The organism is Undibacterium sp. FW305-107 (assembly GCF_058788535.1).
On the sequence record NZ_JBYTAV010000002.1, the window covers coordinates 643,637 to 670,004 of the forward strand.

Below are 26,368 nucleotides of genomic sequence, written 5' to 3' on the forward strand. Positions count from 1 at the left end.
GTTAGGCATCACATAAACGACTATTAATGGTAAGCAAATGTAAAGCTACTGCCATTTTTAGTGTCAGTTCTGCAAGCACCAAGATATTTAAAACAAGTTTATTTGGCGTGCTGGATTAATCCATCTCGGCCAGAGTCTGGTGAACAAAGGCGGACAGTATCAATTTGGATTGTGCCGAGACATCAACGAATTCAAACCCGTGCCGGTATTCCAAGCCATTTTCTGTAGGGGCCTGTGAACGTAAGATGACATTCAAAGTCAGGTATTCATCATTTCCTGCTGCACTGACTTTGAATTTTATGACACCCACATCGCCTTTTTTCCCAACTGCTTTTTTCATCACACCAGAAGCGCCGCCCATACTCAAGTCACCCAGTGTGGCTGCAGCGGTTTGTTCCGGGTCACCAATGGTAACGGATGCGATGATCTTCACGCTTGCGCGTGAACCCTGGCGTATGGTTGTACAGCGAACTTGCTTGGGGTAAGAAATATGCAGGTAAGAGTGGGGCGAGTAAACGGATTTGATGGCAGATGCGGTAAACGCATAAGCCTTCTTGCCTGGAAATGCACGTACGATGAAGGTTTGTCCGTCACGAATAATGACTGCCTTGCCATCTATGGTGGGTGCAGTCACCATGATGGACATATTTTTGACGAAGCCGATCAACTTGACCGTGTAGCGTACTGCAGTATGATCGTGGACCTGCAGATACAGGATTTCGCCCACGTTCCAGCGTACGCTGTCTAATTCCATTAATACATCTTTGTGTGCGTCTTGTGCAGCAGGGCCTGAGCTTGTTGCAGTAGATTGCGATGCCTTGGAAATGGGTGTGAGTTTTGATGGTATGGTGTCCCACATGGCATCTGGGTTGCAATAGCCATGTTCAAGCAAGCCTTCGAGCTGATGCTGGCTTTCAATTTTGACGCCGGATGCCATCAGCAAGTGGCCCTGCTCATCATAGATAGGCCAGGGCGCAGTTTGACCTACGCTGATTTCAGCATGCTTGATCGGCATTAGTCCTGTTGCACCACCCATTTCCCGTATCCATAATCTTAATTATCGATCTGATTGTATATCGAAAATTGGAGCAAATTAAGCGACTTGTTGTGCGTTTGTATAATAAAAAGCACTTATTGCCAGCGAATGGCAATAAGTGCTCTGTCAGACTGAAAAAGCCAGGCTTGGTGTGACTTGCCAAGGCCAGTTAAAGCTTTATTGATTGACAGCCTTACTTACCGCTTTCTGCTGTGGATTTGACACAGTCAACAAAATAGCCGCGTTTGCCTTCAACTTCTGCCTTGACCAGACCATGGCAATCAGTTTCAAAGCCAGGGAACTTCTCATTGAAGTCGCGTACGAAGCGCAGGTAATCAACAATAGTCTGGTTGAAGCGTTCACCAGGAATCAACAAGGGAATACCTGGTGGGTAAGGTGTCAACAAAATCGCCGTGACGCGACCTTCCAGCTCATCAATCGATACACGCTCGGTTTCACGGTGAGCCATCATGGCGAATGCATCTGATGGCTTCATCGCTGGCTGCATGTCTGACAAATACATTTCTGTCGTCAGACGTGCCACATCATGGCCTTTGTAGGCTTCATGTATGCCCTGGCACAGATCTTTCAGGCCCACGCCCTCATAGCGAGGGTTGGCCGCAGCAAATTCCGGCAAGATGCGCCACATAGGCTGGTTCTTGTCGTAGTCATCTTTAAACTGTTGCAAGGCAGTCAGCAGGGTATTCCAGCGGCCTTTGGTGATGCCGATGGTGAACATGATGAAGAAGGAATACAGGCCGCACTTTTCAACAATAACACCATGCTCAGCCAGATATTTGGTGACGATAGAGGCTGGAATGCCTGTCTCGCCAAATTTACCCTCCAGCGACAGACCTGGTGTGACGATAGTGGCCTTGATAGGGTCCAGCATATTGAAGCCTGGTGCCAGTTTGCCAAAACCATGCCAGTCATCTTCGGCACGTATCATCCAGTCTTCGCGTGAACCAATTCCATCCGCTGCAAATTCTTCTGGCCCCCAAACCTGGAACCACCAATCCTTGCCCCATTCCTGATCTACCTTGCGCATGGCGCGGCGGAAATCCAGGGCTTCGAGGATGGATTCTTCTACCAGTGCCGTGCCGCCAGGCGCTTCCATCATGGCTGCTGCGATATCACAAGAGGCAATGATCGAATATTGTGGCGAAGTCGAAGTATGCATTAGATAAGCTTCATTGAAGCTGTCACGGTCCAGCTTGCGTGTCTCGGACTCGCGTACCAGAATTTGCGATGCCTGTGAGATACCAGCCAGCAGTTTATGCGTGGACTGGGTCGAGAAGATCATCGATTTTTTAGCACGTGGCCTGTCTTTGCCGATGGCATGCATGTCTTTATAAAAGTCATGGAAAGTCGCGTGTGGCAACCAGGCTTCGTCAAAGTGCAGGGTGTCAATTTCGCCATCCAGCAAATCTTTCAAGACTTCGACGTTGTACAGCACGCCGTCGTAGGTTGATTGTGTGATGGTCAGGATACGTGGCTTCTTGTTCTTGGCTTCGCGCGCAAAAGGATTGGCTTCTATCTTCTTCTGTATGCTTTCCATGCTGAATTCTTCCAGCGGGATAGGGCCGATAATGCCAAGGTGATTGCGGGTAGGCATCAGGAAAACCGGTATCGCACCACACATGATGATGGAATGCAGAATAGATTTATGGCAGTTACGGTCTACGACAACGATATCGCCAGGTGCAACAGTGGAATGCCAGACCATCTTGTTGGAGGTCGAGGTGCCATTGGTTACGAAGTAGCAGTGATCTGCATTGAAAATGCGTGCGGCATTGCGTTCAGAAGCGGCAACCGGGCCAGTATGGTCAAGCAGTTGCCCCAGCTCTTCTACAGCATTGCATACGTCGGCGCGCAACATGTTTTCACCAAAGAACTGGTGGAACATCTGGCCTATAGGTGACTTCAGGAAAGCCACGCCACCTGAGTGGCCTGGGCAATGCCAGGAGTAGGAACCATCATTGGCATAATGCACCAGCGCGCGAAAAAACGGCGGTGCCAGGCCATCCAGATACGAGCGTGCTTCACGGATGATATGGCGCGCCACGAATTCAGGCGTGTCTTCAAACATGTGAATGAAGCCATGCAATTCGCGCAGGATATCATTTGGAATATGGCGTGATGTGCGGGTTTCACCGTACAGGTAAATCGGGATGTCCGCATTCTTGTAACGAATTTCTTCGACGAAGGCGCGCAGAGACTTCAGTGCGTAATCTGTCTCTTCATCAGTGCCGTCGCCAAACTCTTCATCATCAATCGACAGGATAAAGGCAGAGGCGCGTGATTGTTGTTGGGCAAACTGGGATAAGTCACCATAGCTGGTCACACCCAATACTTCCATACCTTCGGTTTCTATGGCGTCTGCGAGTGCGCGTATGCCAAGGCCAGAAGTGTTTTCAGAACGGAAGTCTTCGTCGATGATGACGATGGGGAAGCGGAATTTCATGGAGGTCTCCAAAAAAGCTTGTTACAAGGGAGACGCCTGGGCAAGTTAAATCAACCGCTTGCGCGCCGAAAATTCAAAGAAGCGAATTCTCTCAGATATGTGGGGGCTGATGTGAAAAAATCGCAGGATTCTGACATGAAATGCAAAATTTCATCTGATTGTCATCAAATTAGTAATAGCACCATATCTTGCATCGCCAAATGTGGCTCAAGATGAATTTTATTTAATTAATCAGCTTCGCTGCGCAATCTGACTATGCAACATAAACAAAAAGAGTACTTTTGCAAGTACTCTTTTTGTGATGAATATTGCAATAATAGTCGTCAGAAGCGATAACTTGCTGCAGAAAAGATGGTGACAGGATTTTTCTGGAACACAAATGGGCTTCTGCCAGCATCGCCGTTCAGGCGGCTCACCGATGCGCCAGTAGTCAGTGACCAGTTATTGTCGATATTCCAATGCCAGCTGGCACCAAGTTTGATGTCAGAGATACCTGAGGATGGGGTGTACTGCGCATAACCGCTAGCTAGAGATTGTGCCGCCGTCACGCCGAAGTAAGACTGCATATAGGCAGAATTAACCCAGTTGGCACCGATGCTGGCAGATAGCCTGTGTTGTGGGCTCAGCAAGGTAGTTGCACGCGCGCCAAAGCTGACTTGTACGCCATTGTGATCCACCCCGGAACCATAACGTACAGACGATGCCAGAGAAAAGTTCTGGTCTATGTTGTAATTGAGGAAGGCACCGGGTTCAACTGCCATGTTGACATCACCCAAGCCACGCAATTTGCTGGAGCGGGACTCATCACGTGCGGCTTCCAGCGACATACGCAGGCCGTACTGCAGACTGGCGTTCTTTGAGAAATTATAGCCAAGACCATTAACGGCGCTGAAGAACGCACCATTTTTCCATTGCGCATCAAACATGGGATAAGCAGCCAGGCGACGCTCATCGGAACCAGTATATTTAGGCAGACTGAGCGCAGCGGCACCCAGAGAAAAATTTACATCCTTGGGCAGGTAGCTAGTGGGAACCAGTTGCACAAATTGTGAGGTCTGCGCCCCTGCGGAGCAGGCCATCGCCAACAATGTGATACCGAGTATTTTTTTCATTATGTTCTCGTCTTTGTTATATATGGCGTGCAGCAAGTCCCGCCAGTACTACACCAACTCCAGCCACGCCGTATGAGGCATATTGCAACCACTTTTTCTTGGTCAGCAAAGTGATTGCTGCCAGGGATATGGCAATTTGCACAGCTGTCATCGCCTGGGCCCAGCGATGGTGCTGATGTAAGGCTTCTTCGGATTTTTTTTCCCAGGCCAGGCTTTCTTTTTCCAATGCCTCAGCTTTTTTCTTGATATCTTCTTTTTCTAGCTTATAACGCTCAACTTCTGCTTTGTATTTTGCAGCATCAGAGCCAGGGATAACCATTGCCAGCTCAGCCAGATTTTGCTTGCTGGATTTGGACTGATAATAATTCCATTGGTTCGATGCTTCTGTTTTTTTAATGGCAGAATCATTCTTGAACATGGCGGCATCATTTTGTGTCGCACCACCTTCGTACCCAAACAAGGCACCTACAGTTGCCATAATGGCAGTCATCACTGCGATTTTGCTGGCGAAATCATCATTGCCGTGGGCTGCATGCTCCAGCTCATGATCATGCGGCCCGTGTACGTGAAACCCGTGTCCTGACATAGTAATCCTAAATCTTTTTATAAGTGACAAATGCAAAGTGTAAATTTTTTGCTTCAGAGTAATGTTTTTCTCTCTTTGTCTCTTTCCATAGTAGCGGATTGATCGCAGGGAAAAAAGCATCACATGCAAATTCCTGTTGTATCTCAGTCACGACCAGTTCATTGGCCAAGTCCATGCTTTGCTGATAAATCTCTGCCCCACCAATAATGTAGGCCAAGTCATCATTCAGCAAAGCGCGGGCAGCATCAAGTGAAGTCACGGTTTCTACGTCAGCATGCTGCCATTCATTATTACGCGTAACTACAATATTGCGCCTGTCAGGCAATGCCCGGCCTATGGATTCAAACGTTTTTCTGCCCATGATGATGGCGTGGCCGCTGGTGGTGCGTTTGAAATGGGCAAGATCCTCCGGCAAATGCCAGGGCAATTTATTATCCACGCCTATACCCAGCTTGGAATCGGTTGCAACAATAATACTTAAAGATGACATGTTCATGAATCCAGGACTTAAACTGCAACAGGCGCTTTGATCGCGGGATGGAACTGGTAATTGGCAAACTCAAAATCATCAAATTGATAATCAAAGATGGATTCAGGTTTGCGCTTGATGACCAATTGACCCAGTGGCAAAGTGCTACGTGATAACTGTTCGTTAACTTGGTCCATGTGATTGGAATACAAGTGGCAATCACCACCAGTCCATATAAAATCACCAACTTCCAGACCAGTCTGTTGCGCTACCATATGAGTCAGCAAGGCATAGGATGCGATATTGAAAGGCACACCCAAAAAGATATCGGCACTGCGCTGATATAACTGACAGGACAGCTTGCCGTCGGCGACATAGAACTGGAACATCATGTGGCAGGGCGGCAGTTTCATCTGCGGGATGTCGGCGACATTCCACGCAGAGACAATGAGGCGGCGAGAATCAGGATTATTGCGTATCTGATCAATGACCTGTTTGATCTGGTCTATGTGCTCGCCTGTTGGCGTAGGCCAGTTGCGCCATTGTGAACCGTAGACCGGGCCAAGGTCACCATTGGCATCTGCCCACTCATTCCAGATCGAGACGCCATTGTCGGTCAGGTATTTAATATTGGTGGAGCCCGCCAAAAACCAGATGAGTTCATGGACAATGGACTTGAGATGTAGCTTCTTGGTTGTCACCAGAGGGAAACCCTTGCTCAAGTCAAAGCGCATCTGATAACCAAAGACAGACACTGTGCCAGTGCCGGTTCTGTCGGTTTTTTGAGTGCCGTGTTCTTTCACATGGCGCATGAAGTCAAGGTATTGGTGCATGGTACTTAATAAATTGCTATGTAGAAGTGCTATCTTGAGTTGCTATCTTTGCTAAGGCAATAGTATACCTTAGGGCAAGAGAAAACACTTGATTGCATTGTAAGTAATCTGAGTAGTCTGGCCTGAAGTATGCGTAGGCCAGACTTTTGCGGAGCAGTTTTTTGGTTTAGCGCTTGCTCAGTAGAGGATTGCTGGATTCAGGCTCGCCTGGCGCTACCAGTGGTAATTTGATTTCAAATCTGGTTCCCTGGCCAACTACACTGCTTGCATGAATGCTGCCGCCGAGCACATTGGTAATGATATTGAAAGTAATGCTCAGACCCAGGCCACTACCGCCCTGGCCAAATTTGGTGGTAAAGAAGGGTTCGAATATCCTGTTGATAATCTCTGCCGAAATACCTTTGCCGTTGTCTTCAAAAATGATGATGACGTACTCACCTAATTGTGTGGCAGTGCAGCGCATATGACCTTCTTCACGTCCTTCCAGTCCATGAGCCACTGCATTATTAACCAGATTGGTAAAAACTTGGCCTAATAGACCCGGGTAGCTGTCCAGCTGTATTTCGCCAGGGATATCAAGTTCCAGTGTAAAGGGGGTTTTGCGTAAGCTTGAATGCAGCAGGGCAGTGAGTTCCTGCAACATGACCAGCAAGGCAAATTGCCGACGCTGGGCACTGGACTGATCAACTGCCACTTGCTTGAAGTCGCCAACCAGATGGGCAGATTGCTGCAGGCCGCGCAACAACAACTTAGTGGAGTCTACCGCCGTGGTTGCATAACGTGTCAGGTCAGAGCGTTTCATCTTGCCTTCTTCTACCATCCTGACCAGATTACGGGTTTCTTCTTCCAGGGTGCTGGCAACCAGCAGACAATTACCTAGCGGAGTATTCAATTCATGCGCCACACCTGCCACCATGGAACCCAGTGCTGCCATGCGCTCGACCCGAGCCAGTTCTGCCTGTGCTGAATTCACGTTATTCAGGGCAGCTTCCAGATTTTGATTGACAGTTTCCAGCTCTTGCGTGCGCTGACGCACCTTGGATTCCAGCGTGCCTGAGTATTCAAGCAATTGCTGATTCTTGATTTCCAGCTCGCCAAAAGACCTTTGCAAGGCCTGACGAGTGGCTTCCAGACTGGTTGCCAGATGGCCCAGTTCATCTTCACGGTTCAAGGCAATAGGGTCATTCAGTTCACCATTTGCCAACCGGTCAGATTCACCCATGAGTATCCTGACTGGCTGAACCAGGCGCCATTGCAATACCACCAGAATAAACAGGATAGCCAATATCAGTGAAAGCACAGCTGTGGTGACATAACGCCGGAAATCAGATGCCAGGCTTTCTTGCAGCAAGTCTTCAGCAAGGGTAAGTCTTACTTGACCTATTACCTGTCCACCATGCTTGATCTCTCTGACCATACTGGTGAAAGGACCTTTCTGGGTCTTTTTCCTGGTGTCGTTCTTGATGAATTCCTTGCGGTCGGGCAGGGTGATGACTTCTATGGTTGCTACCCTGGGGTCGGAATACACCACTTCGCTGGAGATATTGGCAATCTCGGGCGTGATTTGCCACAGAGGTTCACTCAAGATGACGGAAAGGATTTCGACCAGGCGATTATGGTCTTCTGCGTTCCTGAGCTGGGCCGCAGTTTCTATCGTATGCAGGTGATAAGGAATGAGTATGGCAGCGGGGACGGTCAATCCGAATACAACAGCCAGAATAATCGCCAACCTTAGCGTGATTCGGCTGCGTAGTGCAGATAAAAGATGTCGAAACTGCATTGCGAGGTCCTTGTGCAACACTTCCCGGAGGGTATAGTCAGGCGGTGCAGAATGCATTTTCTCACCAGACATTCATTTACAGATCAGACATGGATAATTACGCTCGATGATCGCACAAACAATTCTAAAATACTAAAAGGTTTTTTGCGTTTCAGCAAGTTATGATTCTTGAGTGTTCACTCTGTGTGTCCAAATGTCCAAAAATGGGCAAATTGTTATTTGAAGCGGTGGTTGGAGTGCGCCTGCAGGAAGGGTGTATCCGGAGTTATTTGGTTTCGTCTATCCAGGCCATTTGTATGGCTTCAAGTATCTTCTCGCCACCGCGTGCATGGTCGTCATCAAATTCTTCCAGATCGACGACCCAGTTGTGCAGGTCAGTGAAGCGTACCGTCAGTGGGTCAACGCCAGGGAATTTATCGCAAAGTGCTTCGGCGATTCTGAAGGTATCAGTCCATTTCATGTTGAGCTCCACTTTTACAAATGCTAAGGGCAGGTGCGTAAGAAATGCTTAATGATCAGTGATTTTCACGCGCGTGGTTGATGGTGTATTTGGGGATTTCGATGGTGATATCTTGCTTGCCCAGTTTGACCTGGCAGGACAGGCGTGAAGTTGCTTCCAGTCCCCAGGCAGCATCGAGCAAGTCTTCTTCATCATCAGTAGATTCATTCAATGAATTAAAACCTTCGCGCACGACCACATGGCAAGTGGTGCAGGCACAAGACATTTCGCAGGCATGCTCGATTTCCACATCGCTTTCAACCAAGGCTTCGCACAGTGATTTGCCTTCCGGCGCATCAATAACGGTTCCTTCTGGGCAAAGCTGGGGGTGTGGCAAGACAATAATTTGTGGCATGTTGTTCTCGTAATCTGGCTATTTCAATATGTTTAATGTTGTCTGGATCGGTATGAGGTAATATCGCTCAGGTAATCTCATCCAGTTTTTTTCCGGCCAATGCACTGCGCACGCTTTGATCCATGCGACGTGCAGCAAATTCTTCCGTGCCGTCGGCGAGTGCAGTGATGGCAGCGTGGAGTAACTGATGATCTTTGCCATCCTTCAGTTTGATGACCTGATCCATCAATGCTTTGATCTGTTCTTGCTCTGCATCATTCAGCAATTGGGCGTCGCCGTTCAAGGCAGATTGGGTGGCCAGCAAAATACGTTCGGCTTCCACCCCTTCTTCACGCAATGCACGTTCTTGCATGTCTGCATCTGCCGAGGTGAAAGAATCCTGGAGCATGCGTGTGATTTCGTCATCGGCCAGGCCATAGGATGGCTTGACGGTAATCGCTGCTTCTACGCCTGAGCGCAGTTCACGTGCTGAAACTGAAAGCAGTCCATCGGCATCGACCTGATAAGTGATGCGTATGCGTGCAGCGCCGGCAGCCATGGCAGGAATGCCGCGCAATTCAAAGCGCGCCAGCGAGCGGCATTCGCTGACCAGCTCACGTTCGCCTTGCACGACATGGATAGCCATGGCGGTTTGTCCATCTTTGAAGGTAGTAAATTCTTGTGCGCGAGCGCAGGGGATGGTGGAATTGCGCGGAATGACCTTCTCAGCGAGGCCCCCCATGGTTTCCACACCCAGCGACAGTGGGATCACATCCAGCAGCAACCAGTCATCACCAGGGGCGCGATTGCCTGCCAGCAGATTGGCCTGTATCGCGGCGCCAAGTGCCACTACCTTGTCGGGATCAATATTGGCCAAGGGTGTAGTCTGGAAGAACTCACCGACAGCCTTGCGTACATGTGGCATGCGGGTTGCACCGCCAACCAATACCACGCCGTCGATATCATCCACTGTCAGGCTGGCATCGCGCAGGGCTTTGCGGCAAGGCGTAGTCGTTTTCGTTACCAGGTTTTGCGTCATTTCGGCAAATGCTGCTGCGCTGATTTGCAAATGCACGGATTCGCCAGAATTGAGCTTTGCATCAATAAAAGTACTGGGCTTGCTGGACAAAATTTCCTTGGCTTCGCGCGCTTTCACCATCAGTGCACTGGTATCTTCGTCAGACAAAGGCGCAAGTTTTGATTCTTGCAATATCCAGCAAAAAAGGCGGTGATCAAAATCATCGCCACCCAGTGCAGAGTCGCCACCGGTGGACAAGACTTCAAATACACCCTTGCTCATTTTTAAAATGGAAATGTCGAAGGTGCCGCCACCCAGATCATAGACGGCGTAGATGCCTTCTGATGAATTGTCGAGGCCGTAGGCAATTGCTGCTGCAGTAGGTTCATTTAGCAGGCGCAAGACATTCAGGCCAGCCAGTTTGGCTGCATCTTTGGTTGCCTGTCTTTGCGCATCATCAAAATAAGCGGGAACGGTAATGACTGCACCAACCAGGTCATCGCCCAGTGCGTCTTCTGCCTGCTGGCGTAAAGTGGCCAGAATTTGCGCTGATACTTCTACAGGGCTCTTGATGCCAGCCACGGTTTTGATTTGCACCATGCCAGGTTCATCATGAAAATCGTAAGGCAGGTTTTCAGCATAGGCGATGTCTTTCAAGCCACGGCCCATGAAGCGCTTCACTGAAGCTATCGTATTCCGTGGATCATTGCTTTGCTCGGCCTGGGCCTTGAAGCCAATATGCGCGTGACCATTCGGCAGATAACGTACAACCGAAGGCAGCAGCGGGCGACCTTCTTCATCATTCAATACTTCAGGGATGCTATTGCGTACGGTTGCAACCAGGGAATTGGTGGTGCCCAGATCTATGCCTACTGCCAACCTGTGCTGGTGTGGAGCTGTGGACATGCCAGGTTCAGAAATTTGCAGTAATGCCATGATGAAATGGGGGGATGGCTAAGCATCTAAAAAATGGCAAACCGGCATAGCCGCATTTACCGGGTTATTTGAAATTACTCTTCGAGAGCAGCGATATCGGCAATAAATTTTTCCAGAAACATGCAGGTGCGGATTTGCAGCGCAGCTTCTTCAAAGTTTCCCAGGTCTATCGAGTTGCCAACCGTATGCAATTGCGTTCTTAAGGCGCTATTCAGTTCGCGCTCCAGGCGTAGCAAGGCAGCTTCATTATTATCCTGGCGTGCGTCATCAAAGGATTCGCGCCATTCCATCTGTTGCATCAAAAACGCACCAGGCATGGAGGTGTTGGATTCTGTCTGTAGGTCCACACCCTGCAATTCACATAGATAGCGTGCGCGTTTCAGCGGTTTTTTCAATGTTTGATACGCCTCGTTGGCCCTGGTTGCCCATTGCATGGCGACGCGTTTTTCAGCTTCACTGGCTTGCACGAACTTGTCCGGATGCACCTGATTCTGCACCTCACGATAAGCTGCATCCAGTTGTCCCTGATCAAGTGCAAACTGCTGCGGTAACTGAAACAGCTCAAAATGATTCTGCATCTGCGCCAGCCTTAAATCCTGAAACTTTCGCCACAACCACATTCGTCCTTGACGTTGGGGTTGTAGAATTTAAAGCCTTCGTTCAAGCCTTCGCGGGCAAAGTCCAGCTCTGTACCATCAATATAAGGCAGGCTTTTAGGGTCAACAAATACCTTGACGCCGTGCGATTCAAAAATCTGGTCGTCGTTGCCGACTTCATCCACATACTCAAGCTTGTAAGCCATGCCTGAGCAGCCGGTTGTACGTACCCCAAAGCGCAGGCCTATGCCTTTGCCGCGACGTTCCATATAACGGGTCACATGTTTTGCCGCTTTTTCTGTGAGTGTGATAGCCATATTTATTCCAGTTTTTTGCTACTAAACTTTTGTTGCCGGTTTTCTTGAAACGAATCTTGAAACTAGTTTCAGGCGCTTTGTTCGGCGCTGTGCTTGTTTTTGTAATCGAGCACAGCAGCCTTGATCGCATCTTCCGCCAGGATGGAGCAGTGAATCTTGACCGGTGGCAGTGCCAGTTCTTCAGCAATTGCCGTGTTCTTGATTTCCAGGGCTTGATCCAGCGTCTTGCCCTTGACCCATTCAGTCACCAGGGAAGAGGAGGCAATTGCAGAGCCGCAACCATAAGTTTTGAATTTCGCATCCTGGATAACGCCATCAGCGCCTACCTTGATTTGCAATTTCATGACGTCGCCGCAAGCTGGTGCGCCGACCATACCGGTACCTACGGTGTCATCACCTTTTTCAAAGGCGCCGACATTACGTGGATTTTCATAGTGATCCAACACTTTTTCAGAATAAGCCATTTTGATACTCCTTGATATTTCTTAATTACGTTTTTCAAATGCGCAATGAATATAAATTAATGCGCGGCCCACTGGATAGTGGAGATATCGATACCGTCCTTGTACATATCCCAGAGTGGCGACAATTCGCGCAACTTGGCAACTTTGGTTTTCAGCAGGTCTATCGTAAAGTCGATGTCTTCTTCTGTTGTGAAGCGGCCGATGGTAAAGCGTATTGAGCTGTGCGCCAGTTCATCGCTGCGACCCAGTGCGCGCAGTACATATGATGGTTCCAGGCTGGCAGAGGTACATGCAGAGCCGGACGACACTGCAATATCTTTGATTGCCATGATCAGGGATTCGCCTTCAACATAATTGAAGCTGACATTGAGGTTGTGCGGTACACGGTGTTCCATGTCGCCATTGACATAGGTTTCTTCAATTTCTTGCAGACCTTTTGCCAGGCGGTCACGCATAGTGCGGACGTGTGCCAGCTCGCTTTCCATTTCTTCTTTGGCAATGCGGAAAGCTTCACCCATGCCAGCGATTTGATGCGTAGCCAGTGTGCCAGAGCGGAAACCGCGTTCGTGGCCGCCACCGTGCATTTGCGCTTCCAGACGTACGCGCGGTTTGCGGCGGATATACAGCGCGCCTATGCCTTTTGGGCCATAAGTTTTATGGGCCGAGAAAGACACCAGGTCAACCTTGATATTTTCCAGGTCAATATGCACCTTGCCAGTGGCCTGAGCTGCATCTGAATGGAATACGATACCTTTTTCACGGCACAATTCACCAATTTCAGCGATAGGCTGGATGACGCCAATTTCATTATTAACCCACATGACGGACACGAGAATGGTGTCTGGTCGGATAGCTGCTTTCAACTGTTCTACCGTGATCAAGCCATCATCACCTGGTTGTAGATAAGTGGCTTCAAAACCCTGGCGCTCCAGTTCACGTACGGTATCCAATACAGCTTTATGCTCGGTTTTTACCGTGATGATGTGCTTGCCCTTGGCCTTGTAGAAGTTTGCAGCACCCTTGAGTGCCAGGTTATTGCTTTCCGTCGCGCCGGAAGTCCAGATGATTTCACGCGGATCAGCATTGACCAGGTCAGCCACTTGGGCGCGCGCATCTTCTACAGCTTTTTCGGCATCCCAGCCATACATATGGCTACGCGAAGCCGGATTACCATACTGCGCACGCAGGAATGGAATCATCTTGTCAGCAACACGTGGGTCAACCGGCGTCGTCGCCGAATAATCCATGTAGATAGGGAAGTGCGGTGACTTCAAGGTGTCGAGCAGGCTTTTTTCCAAGGGGGCGTTCATTCAAAACTCCAAATATTCAAGAGGCAATGTGGCTGACATGCGTATGGTGCATGACGACTACATGGTTTTCTGATGCTTTCTGTCTTTGCTGATTGACCAGGTCCTGGAGGGAAACAGAGTCCAGGTAATCGACCATTTTGGCGTTCAGCGTCGCCCACAGGTCGTGTGTCATGCAGTGCAGGCCATTTTCATGGTCGCTGCCATGACAATTGCCTTTGCCACCGCACTGCGTTGCATCAAGGGGCTCATCAACTGCAATGATGATGTCGGCAACGGTAACATTTTGCGCCTTGCGGGCAAGATTGTAGCCGCCGCCAGGTCCACGCACGGATTCAACGATTTCATGGCGACGCAGTTTCCCAAACAATTGCTCAAGATAGGAAAGGGAAATGTCCTGACGTTGGCTGATACCGGCCAAAGTCACTGGTCCCTTATCCTGGCGCAGAGCCAGGTCTATCATTGCCGTTACGGCAAAACGTCCTTTGGTGGTCAGTCGCATATATTACTCCGGGGTACTCCACGCAAGAAAAAGCTGAATGCCCTGAGTTGTTGAGCATTTTAGTCAAGTATAACAAACTTGAGTAATCTTGTCAGGAATAGGCTTATAGTAAGGAGGGGGATGCAAGATGAGCTTTGCGCTCTGCAGTGTAGTGCCACCAGGCCAGAGGTGGCTCACCATCCATGAATTTTACTATGGAAATGAAAACGTCGTAGACACAGGGGTCATGCCTGACTTTGGTTGCGGCACAAAGTTCGTCGTACATCTGGTAGGGGTTGCGTCCTTTTAACTGCTGTGGCTCAGTAATGCCCAGTAGCTGTAAGTCGGCAACCGTTGCCTTGCCGACATTTGGTAACTGTTCCAAGTGTTTGATGTCTGTGCAAGTAAGTGTTTTTTTCATAAATCTTTTTGCTGTTCCTGCCAAACGCGTTCCTGAATGGGAAATTGTAAAACGAATTCTCAACGCTATAAAGTTAAAGACCGCCATTCGGCGGTCTTTTGAAGCTAATACATTTGATCTGGATCAAATATCAAAGCTGATGCCTTGTGCTAACGGCAATGAATTGCTGTAATTGAAGGTATTGGTTGTGCGGCGCATATAGGCTTTCCATGCGTCAGAGCCAGATTCACGACCACCGCCAGTTTCTTTCTCTCCACCAAACGCGCCACCAATTTCTGCGCCGGAAGGCCCGATGTTGACATTGGCGATACCGCAGTCGCTGCCAGCAGCAGAAACAAAGGTCTCAGCTTCGCGCATATCTGTAGTGAAGATCGAAGACGACAAACCTTGTGGTACTTCGTTATTCAAGCTGATGGCTTGCTGCAAATCCTTGTAACGCACGATGTACATGATGGGCGCAAATGTTTCGTGGTGCATGGACGCCGTTTGACCTGGCATTTCTACCAGAGCCGGGCTGACATAGTAGCCATTTTCATTGCCAGCAACGACTGTGCGCTCGCCACCAAATACCTGGCCTTGTTCTGATTTGGCAATTGCCAAAGCGCTTTGCATGGCATCAAAAGAGCCTGCATCAATCAATGGGCCGACCAGCGTGGTCTTTTCCAGAGGATTGCCGACTGGCAGACCAGCATAGATTTTTTTCAGACGTGGTACCAGTGTGTCATAAATACTGTCATGTACGAACAAGCGGCGCAGGGTAGTGCAGCGTTGTCCGGCAGTGCCAACAGCAGAGAAGGTGATGGCACGGACAGCCATTTCCAGATCTGCACTAGGAGCAACTATCATCGCGTTATTGCCACCCAGTTCAAGGATGGTGCGAGTCAAACGCTTGGCGCAGACTTCAGCAACCTGACGACCCATGCGGGTGCTGCCAGTGGCGCTGACCAGAGCGATGCGCTTGTCCTCTACCATTTGTGCGCCAGTATCGCGTCCACCGATAATCAATTCTGCCAGGCCAGTCGGGGCATCGCTGCCAAAGCGGGCAACTGCCTTCATGAAGAGGGCGTGAGTAGCGATGGCTGTCAGCGGGGTTTTTTCAGATGGCTTCCATGTAACACTATTGCCGCAGACAAAGGCCAGTGCTGCATTCCAGGCCCAGACGGCGACAGGGAAATTGAAAGCGGAAATCACGCCAACTACGCCTATAGGATGCCATTGTTCCATCATGCGATGGCCAGGACGTTCAGAGGCAATAGTCAGGCCATACAGTTGGCGTGACAAACCAACTGCGAAATCACAAATATCGATCATTTCCTGTACTTCGCCCAGGCCTTCTTGCAGGATTTTGCCTGCTTCCAGCGTCACCAGTTGACCCAGGGCCAGCTTGTGCGTGCGCAGTTCTTCACCAAACAGGCGCACCAGCTCGCCACGACGCGGTGCTGGCACATTGCGCCATTGCAAAAATGCTGCATGGGCGCGATCTACACGCTGTTTTACTTCCGCTGCAGTGTCAGCGCGCAGGCTGGCCAGGTTTTTGCCATCTATAGGAGAAATGCTGTGTATGTCGCTGCCCTGATAATCGCTTAAATTGATATCAAGCTCTTTCAGGATTGCTTGCAAAGTGGTGTTTTCCATCTTGTTTGCCTCGGTACGTTTTTATAAAGGCAGACTTTCTTTTGGAAAGCCTGCCTTTATTGGGTTATTGGATGGGCTTAATGCCAGTGGCCGTATTGTACGTAATTGTAGCGCTGGCAGCGATCTTGTGCCCAGTTCAGCAATACCAGCTGATTACGCGGCGTAGTATTGACCAAAACGATTTGCAAGGAAGTCAGCAAGAACAGCTTGCTCCTGACGCACTAGACCATGTTGCGGCAATTTGCCTGTAACCACCAGATCAACCATGGCGCAAATGCCAGAGGCAGTTGTCAATTGTATGGCGGACAGCAATTGGCCATTGACTTTTTGGGCATAGATTTTCTTGGCGTAGGATTCTTGCTCCAGGCGACCATCGCGCATGCCGACGACACTGACAAACACAAGTACCACGTCCTGCTTGGTCATGGGGATAGCGGTTTCCATGACTTCTTTCAAGATAGGGCGGCGTTCCAGCTTGCCCAGTTGCAGGTCGCGTATCAGTACTTTGACGATATCGCGGTGACCTGGATAGCGCACTGTCTTGTAATTCAGGTTTTGTACTTTGCCTTCCAGGCTTTCGCACAAAGTGCCAAGGCCGCCGGAGGTATTGAAGGCTTCGTAATCTATGCCATCGAGGGAGAAATGCTCGATTTCTTCCAAGGCTGCGGTTTCACGCAATTCGCCATCAACAATCGCTTCGCAAGGATTGCAATATTCATTGATCAGACCGTCCGTGCTCCAGGTCAGGTTGTATTTCAGTGCATTGTTAGGGAAGGTAGGCAGGGCACCAACGCGCATGCTGACATCGCGCAGGCTTTCAAAACGCTTGGCAACATCATTTGCCACAATGGAGATAAATCCTGGTGCCAGGCCGCATTGTGGTACGAAGGCGCAATCGGCACCTTCAGCCAGCTGCTTGACGATGCGTGTGCTTTCCACGTCTTCAGTCAAATCAAAATAATGGGAATTGGCTTCACGTGCTGCGCCAGCGATGATAGGTGTCAAAAAATAAGGGCAGGCGGACATGGTGACTTTATGACCGCGTATCAACTCGGTGACTGCCGCTTTATCACCCAGGTCAGCCTGGACGATGCGGGTATTGGGAAAGCCGGCTTGTTCTACATATTTCAGGCGTTCCGGGTCACGGTCTGCTACTGTGATTTCGTAATCGCCAGTGTGAGACAGCAAATTGAGAATCGCATCGCCAATTTTGCCTGCACCCAGAAGTATTAGTTTGGTTGTCATGTTTGTCTCCAGTATCTATTTGTGTTGTAAATGAGTTGCAAATGAGTTGCAAATGAAAATATAAGATTGATACTGAAGTCTAGGCCCTAGTTTTGTCAGTTAATAGCAGCAAAGTTATCGTCATATTGTGTATTTACGAGATAATATGTCTAAATAATTAGACAAAATGACGATATGAAACCTGATCTTGATGAGATAGATGACAAAATCCTGGCTTTGTTGATGGATAACGCCCGCCTGCCAGTCACCAGTATCGCGAAATCAGTGGGTATAGCGAGAACTACCGTGATCGCCCGTATTGCTGCGCTGGAGAAGCGTGGCGTCATTGCCGGCTATGGTCTGAAGTTGAACCAGAAAATGGTGCAGCCGGCTGTCAGGGCCTATGTGGGCCTGTCGGTAGAGGCGCGTTATGCGGCTGGTTTGATTAAATATTTGCAGCAATTGCCTGAAACTGAGACGCTATGCGCAGTCAGTGGTGCAATCGACTATATGCTGACCTTGCGCTGTAGTAATACAGAAACCTTGGACAAGTTGCTCGATCAGATCGGGGCACTCGATGGCGTCAGACAGACTTCCACCTCGGTCATATTAAGTAAAAGGATAGATCGAGGAGCGCTGTAGGAATGGAGATGTACCCGAATAAGGCAATATCCGGGATGACCGGGGAAGGATTAAGTACTGCTGGCCGACTTTGCTTGTGATTTCTTATCTTCTGATGCTGTCTTTTTAGCCGCAGCAGGTACTGGTTGCGGATTGTCAGTAAAGCGCTGATTCGATTGCTGCAGTATTTGTAAATGCACGGATGCGCGGTCAACTCCGCTTCTGTCCAATTGCAATGGGGCGGGGCTTGCCGGTGTTTGCGCTGGCGCTTCTTGCATCACTTCTGTTGTCTTGTCCTGATCTTCATTCTGGGTAGGAATAGAAGGTGCAAACATAAAATCTTGTGAAAAAGCGATGCCAGCCAACAAGGTGGAGGATAGCACGCACAAGAAAATAGATTTTTTTAACATGATTGCCTGCAAATTAATAAGTGCTGCGGGTGTCAAAACCATTATTACTACAAACACTCAATAAGCTGTGAGTGAGCTTTATGCCAATTCTTGCAAAAGTAAATCTTTTGGATGATAGGAGATGTTAAACAAGCAATTGCGGTTTTTTATGTACACGCACTTTTGCCTGTTGAGTTTGTCTGTCTTGCTGGTCAAGTGCGAATTTTTCTTCAGTGCTGAGGCGTTTCGCTGCAATGAAGACAGTTTGCATCGTGTTACCAACTTGTTCGACATCAAAAGCTATCTTCTGTTGTTCTGTCAGTCTTTGCGCTGTTATTGTGACTGTGGCGATACTTGTTTTTGCAGCAAGTTTATTAATATATGTAGCCACTGGCACTATGGTAGCAGCAAATACGCAAATGGTTAAGAGTGTTAAATTGGTTTTCTTGACGATATTCATTTTTTTCTCCCAGGTTCTTCATGTGGTCTTGCGATGTAAGCACTTTAAGCAAGTTGCCCTGTGCTTGCCATGCGTTTGCGATGAAATGCAGAAAGCAGGGGACGAAATTCAAGAATTGAAACATGAGCAGTGAAGCCTGTCCTAAAAAAGCAGGTGATTTTTGCAATTTTATGCAGGTGTGAGGGATACTGTAGTCCTGTCAGGAAATAGAGGCTTGGAGCCGGCATGCTAGCAAAACAGAATATAAAACAGTTTTTATTGATACTCGGCATTTGGCCTGTATTTGCCTATGCTCAGTTGCAAGCCTGGGGTGATTACCCGGCCTTACCCAAGCAGGTGGCTACCGGGCAAGCAGAAGCAGCGGTTGATACGTACCGGTTTCTGGAGTCCTTAAGTGACGCGCAAGTCCGCGCCTGGATGAAGAGACAGACAGATTTTAGCAATGCGGTACTGGCACGTATCAGCGGGCGCGATACCTTGCTGAAGCGTCTCAAGGTTTTGCAAAGTACAGAATTCGGTGCGGGCAGGTTGATCGAAGTGCGTGGCATGCAGTTTTTTACCCGCACTACGGCCGATAATCGGCAGCAGTTATTCATGCGTAACGCTGCCACCAGTGCCGAGCGCCTGCTGCTGTTGACAGAGCCAGGGCAGGGCATAGGGTTTTTTACGCCTGCTCTGGATGGTAGCATGGTTGCTGTCGATTTGTTGAGTAGCGGACGCCAGCGGCATAGTTTGCGTATTATCAAGACGAATGATGCAAGCATGCTCAAGGATAATCTGGATACGATCGCGCCTGACAGTAAGGAAATTGCCTGGAAACCTGATTCGACTGTTATTTACTATCGTAAGTCTCCAGTCAAACCTGGTGCCGATCGTGGCGCGATCTGGCAACATGTATTGGGAAGCAAGCTGGAAACTGATACGCCTTTGATAGGCCCAGGCGTCAGCAAGAACCGGAGGTTTGCAGCCAGCGATGTGGTGACAATCAAAAGCAGCATGAATTCTTCTTATCTGTTGGCCGAGGTTCAGCATGGGCAAAGCCAGGATCGTAGCTTGTATCTGGTCAAGCAAGACCAGCTAAAGGGGGCGGCAACTGCCTGGCAAAGATTGGCTGCGCCAACAGACAAACTCAGGAATGCTTGGCTGACAGGTGAACAGCTTTATCTGCTATCAAGCAAAAAGAAGAGCACAGGAGCGATCCTGAAGCTGGATTTAAAAACCCTACAATTGAACATGGCAAAGGAAATACTGTCTGCCAGTAGCGATGAATTGCTGGATATTGCAGTAGCAAAAAATGCTTTGTATGTCCATGTTGCTGAGGCGGGCTATAGCAAGCTCATCAAGATGGAGCTGGATGGTGGGAAAAAAGAAGAGCTGGCTTTGCCTTACTCTGGCCGTGTCAGTGAGCTGAATGCCGATGCAGAAACAGATGGTGCCTTGTTTGTATTGGAAGCTGCAAATGCAGCACCGCTATCTTATCGCGCTTTAGCCGGTGGGCAAATCAGGAATGTAGAAGTTTTCCGTTCGCCGCAAGTTGGCTTTCATCGCGTCGCCAGCAAAAACCTGAACATCACGAAACCGGGCAGCAATAAACAAATTGCGTTGACGCTGTTATACCCGCAAGGTATGGAGCTTGATGGTAAGCATCCATTATTGCTGACCATGGAAACTGGTACTGGTTTGTCGAAGTTGGCGAAGTTCGATGCCTTGCGCCTGGCCTGGCTGGAGCAGGATGCTGTGATGGCGATTGTCTATGTCCCTGCAAATGAGAATCTTAAGCAAAAAAACACTAATGATGGCCTTGATGAGTTTCTTGCAGCAGCTGATTATCTGGTGAGTGAAGGCTATACAAGTTCCGGGAAGCTGGTCACGCAAGAGCCAAGTCCGGGTAAACGCTGGTTGGCGCAAGTTATCAGTCAGCGCCCGGATTTATTTGCGGCTGCACAAAGTGCGGCCATACAGTCTGAATCGCTCAATGTTGGTAAATCCAAAAAAATGACTGCTGCAGATAAAACCAGGCTTGCAAGTGCCAATCCCTACATGAACTTGCGTGATGGTCAGTCTTATCCTGCAACCCTTATCTCTGCCCGTTTTGGTATTGCTGATACGCCGATCTGGATGAGTAGTAAATTTATTACCCGCTTGCAGGTAGCTAACGCCAAGAAATCCAGGCCAGCACTATTCCGTACCGACTTTGCCAATGCCTGGAAGTACGATGCACTCGCGGAACAAGCTGACAATTGGGCATTCTTGCTATGGCAGACCGGGCAAAAGGGCTTTTCTCTGATGCCCTGAATTAGCACTGCGATCATCAACTTCGTCTTCGGTAGCTTGTCCGCAAGCTGCCAATGTTACTAATATCACCCCAAGGCTACACTTGGGGTGATATTTTTTTGTCTATATCACATTTATTGTATTATCTACATTGAAATTATGAGAATGATAAATTTGTGGAGCCATGGATTCCTTGCCTATTCCCAGTCCCCTTTTCTGTGTTTTTGCCTTATTTTTTTTCAGTCTTGCTAATCAGGCAAGGGCTGCAACTGAAATAATCATTAGCCCCCCAGTGGAAATCATAGGCATCACCGCCTTGCCTGGTACAGGTTTAAGCAAGCAACAAATCCCGGCCTCCGTACAGACTGCCAATAGCAAGGACATGGAGAAGAGCGGGGCACTAAATATCGCTGATTTCTTCAATCGCTATCTGGGTAGCGTGCATGTCAATGATGTGCAGGGCAATCCTTTTATGAATGACGTAAACTACCGTGGCTACACGGCATCGCCATTATTAGGAACCCCGCAAGGATTATCTGTTTATCAGGATGGTGTGCGTTTGAATCAGCCATTTGGCGATGTAGTGATGTGGGATTTGATTCCAAAATCTGCTATTTCTTCCGTGACGCTGATGTCGGGATCGAACCCTTTATTCGGCCTCAATACACTTGGCGGTACTTTATCGCTGCAAACCAAAGATGGCCGACATGATGCTGCAACTTCGCTGGAGCTAGGTGCAGGCTCATACGCACGTCGCAATGTTAGCATTGAGCATGGTGGGGCAAATCAGCAAGGCCTGGACTGGTACTTTACCGCCAATAATTATCAGGAAGATGGCTGGCGGGATGTTTCACCATCAAAACTCAGGCAATTCTTTGGTAAGCTGGGCTGGCATGACAACAAAAGCGAACTCAAGCTTGGCTATGCATGGGCTAGCAGCGAGATGACCGGTAATGGATCGCAGGAGCAACAGTTACTGGACAATCGCTATGCCAGCGTGTTCACCCTGCCAGATGTGACAAAAAACCGGGCCAGTTTTGTCAACGTGGAAGCCAGAACTAATCTTGTTGGCACTTTGCAATTATCGGGAAATGCCTACTACCGCAGCACCCATACTGCCACCACGAACGGTGACCTGAACGAGGAGGCTCTAGGTGAATCCCTGTATTACACTGGTCAAACGGCGGACAAGAACTGGTTGCTGGCGCATGCTTATAATCCGGTGATTGAAAGCAGCAACAGCAGGACAAGTTCTACTTTTTCCTTCCCCAGTTTGCGCTGTATTGCCCAGGCAGGGACGAATACTGAGCCCAACGAAAAATGCACGGGCATTATTACCAATGCCAGCACCCGCCAGCAAAATTATGGCCTCAGCGCGCAATTGAGTTCACTAAGCAAAGCGCCTGGATATAGTAACCATGTGGTCTTCGGTGCTGCTTATGATGCCAGTCGCACCAGCTTTAATCAGGCCAGCCAGTTTGGCTACCTGAACCCTGATCACAGCATCACTGCCGTCAATGCTTATGCAGACGGCACACAAAATTCTGAAAATGCTTTCGACCAGCGCGTCAATCTGGATGGGCAAACAAGAACCTGGAGCATGTTTGGTAGTGACACCCTGACGTTGGCAGACGCCTGGCATTTGACGGTGTCCGCTCGTTACAATAACACCAGGCTAAAAAATACTGACCGACTCTATCCCTATAACAACGCCACTACCAAGGGCGCTCAGCGCGGTTCTCTGGATGGGGATCATGTTTTCAGGCGTTTTAATCCAGCTGTTGGTGTTAGTTATGTGGCAAATCCCGCCTTGAATATCTATGCAGGTTACAGCGAGGGCAGCAGGGCGCCAACTTCCATAGAACTGGGCTGTGCTGACCCTGACTTTGGCTGTCGCTTGCCAAATTCAATGGCGGGTGACCCGGCATTAAAGCAGGTCATTTCGAAAACATGGGAAGCTGGCCTGCGTGGCAAGTTGCCAGGAAAGATTGTATGGAACGCAGGTGTTTTCAGAGGAACAAACGAAGATGACATCCTGTTCGTGGCCAATTCTACTGCAACTGGTTATTTCAAGAACTTTGGGCAAACCAGGCGGCAAGGATTTGAGGCAGGCATTGCAAGCAATCAGGATAATTTCAGTTATGGACTGAACTATACCTGGATGAAAGCAAGTTACCAGAGTGCAGATATCCTGGGTTCGCAAAATAACAACCTGGCAAATGCCAGTGCCAATATCAGCGTCAAGCCCGGAGACCAGATGCCGCTGATCCCTCAGCAAATTTTTAAAGCCAATGTAAATTATGAATTCAATGCACAAATCTCGGCAGGCATTGAAGTATTGGCTGTTGGCAAGAGTTTTGTGCGGGGTAATGAAAACAATGCTCATGTACCTGATGGACTGACAAATTTGGGGTCGGGTAATATGTCAGGGTATGCAGTAGTCGGCCTGTCTGCGGGCTACAGACCAAACCCGCAATGGAAATTCTCTGTCAATGTCAGCAATCTGTTTGATCGGCGTTATTACACGGCTGGACAGCTTGGTCCATATGCAATCGCCGCCAATGGTGGTTACAGCAATTCTGACAGCAAAGGAACGACTTTTTACACTCCAGGCGCGCCACGAATGATATGGCTGGGCGTGCGTTATAGTTTTGGAGTCAAGGCCAAGGAATGAAGCACTGTTGCAGTGCTTCATTTGACTTCGAGATATTAGCAGGCTGCGTAGTTAACGGTAACCACATGCACGGCCAAGCCACCTAATGAGGTTTCCTTGTATTTAGCCTGCATGTCAAAGCCGGTTGCGCGCATGGTTTCTATCACGTCATCCAGGCTGACATGATGTGTGCCATCACTGCGCAAAGACAGCGAAGCGGCAGTAATCGCCTTGACCGCGCCCATGCCATTGCGTTCTATACAGGGGATTTGCACCAGCCCACCAATAGGGTCACAAGTCATGCCCAGGTGATGCTCAATACCAATTTCAGCGGCTGATTCGATTTGCTCATTGGTGCCGCCCAAAGCAGCAGTCAGGCCCGCTGCAGCCATGGCGCATGCCACGCCAACTTCGCCCTGGCAACCAATTTCAGCCCCAGAAATGGAAGCATTGGTTTTGCATAGCATACCTATGGCAGACGCTGCCAGCATGAAATTGCGTATACCTTGTTCCGGGTGGCTGGGTTTGCAGTCTTCTGCGTAATAGCGCAACACTGCCGGGATAATGCCAGCTGCACCATTGGTTGGTGCAGTAACGACGCGGCCACCAGCAGCATTTTCTTCATTGACTGCCATGGCATACAGACTGACACGGTGCAGGCCATCATGCGGCAATACGTCGGCAGTTTCATTGGCGGCGCGCCATAATTTGGCGGCGCGGCGCTTGACGTGCAAACCGCCAGGCAATTCGCCGGATGTTTGCAGACCACGTGAAATACAGCCCTTCATGACTGCCCAGATTTTATCCAAGCCTGCATCCAGTTCTTCATCGGTGCAATAGACATTTTCATTGGCGCGCAACATGTCCGTAATGGATAAGCCCGTACGCTTGCCATGGGCCAGCAGTTCTGCCATGGTTGCAAAAGGATAGGGCAGGGGTTTCTTGTCTGTATTTTCAGCGCTATCGGTATTCTCCAGTTCTTCTGCCGAATAAATGAAGCCACCACCGGTAGAGTAATAAATTTTTTCAAAACTGCTGCCGTCATTGCGCGTCAGTATGAATTTCATGCCATTGGGGTGACCCGGCAAGACTTCTTGCTTAAACCACAGAATATCGGTGGCGGTATCGAACTTGACGGGGTACTCACCCAATAAATTCAATTTTCCTGAGGTTGCCAGGTTGGTGAGTTTTTCGTCGACACTTTCGGGAGCGACATCCTGTGGGGTCTCGCCCATCAAGCCTAGCAAAACTGCTTTGTCAGTCGCATGGCCATGGCCAGTTAATGCGAGTGAGCCATACAGGGCGACTTGTATTTTCGATGCTTTATACAGATCGGCAGATTCAAGTAAAAAACGGCGGGCCGCGAGCATGGGGCCAACCGTATGGGAACTGGACGGACCCACGCCTATTTTAAATAACTCGAATACTCGCATGTCCATCAATTCACCTCTTTTTTACTAGTCTCTGATAATTATTTATGCGGCCTGACTTAATCCCTTTAACTCCTTTTGATCGACACGAATATTTTTCAGCATGTCTTCCACCAGTTGTTGCAGGCCTACTTGTGCTTGCCAGCCCCAGTCGGCTCGCGCCACGGCGTCATCCAGGCTCTGTGGCCAGGATGCGGCGATTGCCTGACGGCTGTCAGGCGCGTAGTGTATGTCAAATGCAGGCAAATTTTGTTTGATTGCAAACGCTAATTCCCGTGGATTAAAGCTTAAACCTGCAACATTATAGGAAGAACGTATAGAAAGTTTGGCCGTTGGCGCATCCATCAATGAAATGGTGGCACGTATGGCATCTGGCATGTAAATCATTGGCAAACTGGTTTCTGACCCCAGGAAACATTCATAGGTTTCGCCACGCAGAGCTGAGTGGAAAATAGCTATCGCATAGTCTGTGGTGCCGCCGCCTGGAGGGGACTTATAACTGATAATACCTGGGTAACGTATGCTGCGTACATCAACACCATACTTCTGGAAGTAATATTCGCACAGTCGTTCGCCTGCCAGTTTGCTGATGCCGTAAATGGTGCTGGGGTCCATTACCGTATATTGTGGCGTATTGACTGGTGGCGTGTTCGGACCGAATGCAGCAATCGATGATGGCCAGAATACTTTCAGGGGTTTACCAGCTTCATTGCGGACACGTGCAAGTTCCAGGATATTGAGCAGGCCATCCATGTTCAGGGTCCAGGCTTTCAATGGTGCTTGTTCACCCGTAGCTGACAGCATGGCTGCCAGTTGGTAGACCTGGGTAATATCGTATTGAGCGACGACTTGCGCCAGTCTTTCTGTATTTAATACATCAATGACTTCATAGATTTTTGCGCCATACAGGCTCTCTGACCTGATGTCAGCGGCGATGACATTATTGACGCCATGCTGGTTTGCCAGTGCTTCTACCAACTCGCTGCCGATCTGGCCATTGGCACCGATCACTAATATACGTTCCATGGA

25 protein-coding genes are annotated in these 26,368 nt (G+C 49.1%); 3 read left to right on the forward strand and 22 right to left on the reverse strand.

Annotated elements, in window-relative coordinates; all coding sequences use genetic code 11:
- Positions 1-115: 115 nt before the first annotated feature.
- From AC3WQT_RS06975 to AC3WQT_RS07060, 18 genes are all read right to left on the reverse strand, one after another.
- Positions 116-1,036 (reverse strand): flagellar brake protein, encoded by a 921-nt coding sequence (locus AC3WQT_RS06975; protein ID WP_492703057.1) that lies wholly within the window; start codon positions 1,034-1,036, stop codon positions 116-118.
- 193 nt (positions 1,037-1,229) lie between these two features.
- Positions 1,230-3,500: an Orn/Lys/Arg family decarboxylase gene (locus AC3WQT_RS06980; RefSeq protein ID WP_492703058.1), complete on the reverse strand. Its 2,271-nt coding sequence runs from the start codon at positions 3,498-3,500 to the stop codon at positions 1,230-1,232.
- A gap of 323 nt (positions 3,501-3,823) precedes the next feature.
- Positions 3,824-4,612 carry a MipA/OmpV family protein gene (locus AC3WQT_RS06985; protein ID WP_492703059.1) on the reverse strand — a complete coding sequence of 263 codons (789 nt, stop codon included), beginning with the start codon at positions 4,610-4,612 and terminating at the stop codon, positions 3,824-3,826.
- Between the two features lie 16 nt (positions 4,613-4,628).
- Positions 4,629-5,198: a DUF4337 domain-containing protein gene (locus AC3WQT_RS06990; protein ID WP_492703061.1), complete on the reverse strand. Its 570-nt coding sequence runs from the start codon at positions 5,196-5,198 to the stop codon at positions 4,629-4,631.
- Between the two features lie 7 nt (positions 5,199-5,205).
- A complete protein-coding gene (locus AC3WQT_RS06995; RefSeq protein ID WP_492703063.1) occupies positions 5,206-5,688 on the reverse strand; it encodes a dihydrofolate reductase in 483 nt (160 codons plus the stop codon).
- Between the two features lie 17 nt (positions 5,689-5,705).
- Positions 5,706-6,500: a thymidylate synthase gene (locus AC3WQT_RS07000; RefSeq protein WP_492703064.1), complete on the reverse strand. Its 795-nt coding sequence runs from the start codon at positions 6,498-6,500 to the stop codon at positions 5,706-5,708.
- Positions 6,501-6,666: 166 nt separating this feature from the next.
- Positions 6,667-8,280 (reverse strand): sensor histidine kinase, encoded by a 1,614-nt coding sequence (locus AC3WQT_RS07005; protein ID WP_492703065.1) that lies wholly within the window; start codon positions 8,278-8,280, stop codon positions 6,667-6,669.
- Between the two features lie 265 nt (positions 8,281-8,545).
- The gene (iscX, locus tag AC3WQT_RS07010) at positions 8,546-8,740 is read right to left on the reverse strand and encodes a Fe-S cluster assembly protein IscX (RefSeq protein WP_492703067.1); all 195 of its coding nucleotides are present in this window, start codon (positions 8,738-8,740) and stop codon (positions 8,546-8,548) included.
- A gap of 55 nt (positions 8,741-8,795) precedes the next feature.
- Positions 8,796-9,134, reverse strand: coding sequence for an ISC system 2Fe-2S type ferredoxin (gene fdx, locus AC3WQT_RS07015; RefSeq protein ID WP_422952628.1), 339 nt, complete (start codon positions 9,132-9,134; stop codon positions 8,796-8,798).
- Positions 9,135-9,201: 67 nt separating this feature from the next.
- Positions 9,202-11,067 (reverse strand): Fe-S protein assembly chaperone HscA, encoded by a 1,866-nt coding sequence (gene hscA, locus AC3WQT_RS07020; RefSeq protein WP_492703069.1) that lies wholly within the window; start codon positions 11,065-11,067, stop codon positions 9,202-9,204.
- Between the two features lie 74 nt (positions 11,068-11,141).
- Positions 11,142-11,645 carry a Fe-S protein assembly co-chaperone HscB gene (gene hscB / locus AC3WQT_RS07025; RefSeq protein WP_492703070.1) on the reverse strand — a complete coding sequence of 168 codons (504 nt, stop codon included), beginning with the start codon at positions 11,643-11,645 and terminating at the stop codon, positions 11,142-11,144.
- Positions 11,646-11,656: 11 nt separating this feature from the next.
- Positions 11,657-11,980, reverse strand: a complete 324-nt coding sequence (iscA, locus tag AC3WQT_RS07030; RefSeq protein WP_110253627.1) for an iron-sulfur cluster assembly protein IscA — start codon at positions 11,978-11,980, stop codon at positions 11,657-11,659.
- A 68-nt stretch (positions 11,981-12,048) separates the two neighbouring features.
- Positions 12,049-12,444 carry a Fe-S cluster assembly scaffold IscU gene (gene iscU / locus AC3WQT_RS07035; protein ID WP_186951509.1) on the reverse strand — a complete coding sequence of 132 codons (396 nt, stop codon included), beginning with the start codon at positions 12,442-12,444 and terminating at the stop codon, positions 12,049-12,051.
- Between the two features lie 56 nt (positions 12,445-12,500).
- Positions 12,501-13,754, reverse strand: coding sequence for an IscS subfamily cysteine desulfurase (locus AC3WQT_RS07040; RefSeq protein ID WP_492703071.1), 1,254 nt, complete (start codon positions 13,752-13,754; stop codon positions 12,501-12,503).
- Positions 13,755-13,770: 16 nt separating this feature from the next.
- Entirely contained in the window at positions 13,771-14,253 is a 483-nt protein-coding gene (gene iscR, locus AC3WQT_RS07045; protein ID WP_492703072.1) for a Fe-S cluster assembly transcriptional regulator IscR, read from the reverse strand.
- 103 nt (positions 14,254-14,356) lie between these two features.
- Positions 14,357-14,653 (reverse strand): helix-hairpin-helix domain-containing protein, encoded by a 297-nt coding sequence (locus AC3WQT_RS07050; protein WP_492703074.1) that lies wholly within the window; start codon positions 14,651-14,653, stop codon positions 14,357-14,359.
- A gap of 123 nt (positions 14,654-14,776) precedes the next feature.
- Positions 14,777-16,288, reverse strand: coding sequence for an L-piperidine-6-carboxylate dehydrogenase (gene amaB, locus AC3WQT_RS07055; RefSeq protein ID WP_492703075.1), 1,512 nt, complete (start codon positions 16,286-16,288; stop codon positions 14,777-14,779).
- A gap of 153 nt (positions 16,289-16,441) precedes the next feature.
- Positions 16,442-17,533 (reverse strand): saccharopine dehydrogenase family protein, encoded by a 1,092-nt coding sequence (locus AC3WQT_RS07060; protein WP_492703077.1) that lies wholly within the window; start codon positions 17,531-17,533, stop codon positions 16,442-16,444.
- A 174-nt stretch (positions 17,534-17,707) separates the two neighbouring features.
- Between AC3WQT_RS07060 and AC3WQT_RS07065 the strand changes: the two genes are divergently transcribed.
- Positions 17,708-18,154 carry an Lrp/AsnC family transcriptional regulator gene (locus AC3WQT_RS07065; protein WP_492703079.1) on the forward strand — a complete coding sequence of 149 codons (447 nt, stop codon included), beginning with the start codon at positions 17,708-17,710 and terminating at the stop codon, positions 18,152-18,154.
- 50 nt (positions 18,155-18,204) lie between these two features.
- Here AC3WQT_RS07065 and AC3WQT_RS07070 read toward each other — a convergent pair whose 3' ends face one another.
- Together AC3WQT_RS07070 and AC3WQT_RS07075 are read right to left on the reverse strand one after the other, a co-directional pair.
- The gene (locus tag AC3WQT_RS07070) at positions 18,205-18,543 is read right to left on the reverse strand and encodes a hypothetical protein (RefSeq protein WP_492703080.1); all 339 of its coding nucleotides are present in this window, start codon (positions 18,541-18,543) and stop codon (positions 18,205-18,207) included.
- A gap of 124 nt (positions 18,544-18,667) precedes the next feature.
- Complete coding sequence (locus AC3WQT_RS07075) at positions 18,668-18,982, reverse strand: hypothetical protein (RefSeq protein WP_492703082.1); 315 nt, start codon at positions 18,980-18,982, stop codon at positions 18,668-18,670.
- 225 nt (positions 18,983-19,207) lie between these two features.
- Between AC3WQT_RS07075 and AC3WQT_RS07080 the strand changes: the two genes are divergently transcribed.
- Positions 19,208-21,277 (forward strand): prolyl oligopeptidase family protein, encoded by a 2,070-nt coding sequence (locus AC3WQT_RS07080; protein WP_492703083.1) that lies wholly within the window; start codon positions 19,208-19,210, stop codon positions 21,275-21,277.
- A gap of 271 nt (positions 21,278-21,548) precedes the next feature.
- Positions 21,549-23,930 (forward strand): TonB-dependent receptor, encoded by a 2,382-nt coding sequence (locus AC3WQT_RS07085; RefSeq protein ID WP_492703085.1) that lies wholly within the window; start codon positions 21,549-21,551, stop codon positions 23,928-23,930.
- A 35-nt stretch (positions 23,931-23,965) separates the two neighbouring features.
- Here AC3WQT_RS07085 and AC3WQT_RS07090 read toward each other — a convergent pair whose 3' ends face one another.
- Both AC3WQT_RS07090 and AC3WQT_RS07095 read right to left on the reverse strand, forming a co-directional pair.
- Positions 23,966-25,348 carry an L-serine ammonia-lyase gene (locus tag AC3WQT_RS07090; protein WP_492703086.1) on the reverse strand — a complete coding sequence of 461 codons (1,383 nt, stop codon included), beginning with the start codon at positions 25,346-25,348 and terminating at the stop codon, positions 23,966-23,968.
- A gap of 36 nt (positions 25,349-25,384) precedes the next feature.
- Positions 25,385-26,365: an NAD-dependent epimerase/dehydratase family protein gene (locus AC3WQT_RS07095; protein WP_492703088.1), complete on the reverse strand. Its 981-nt coding sequence runs from the start codon at positions 26,363-26,365 to the stop codon at positions 25,385-25,387.
- Between the last annotated feature and the right edge of the window lie 3 nt (positions 26,366-26,368).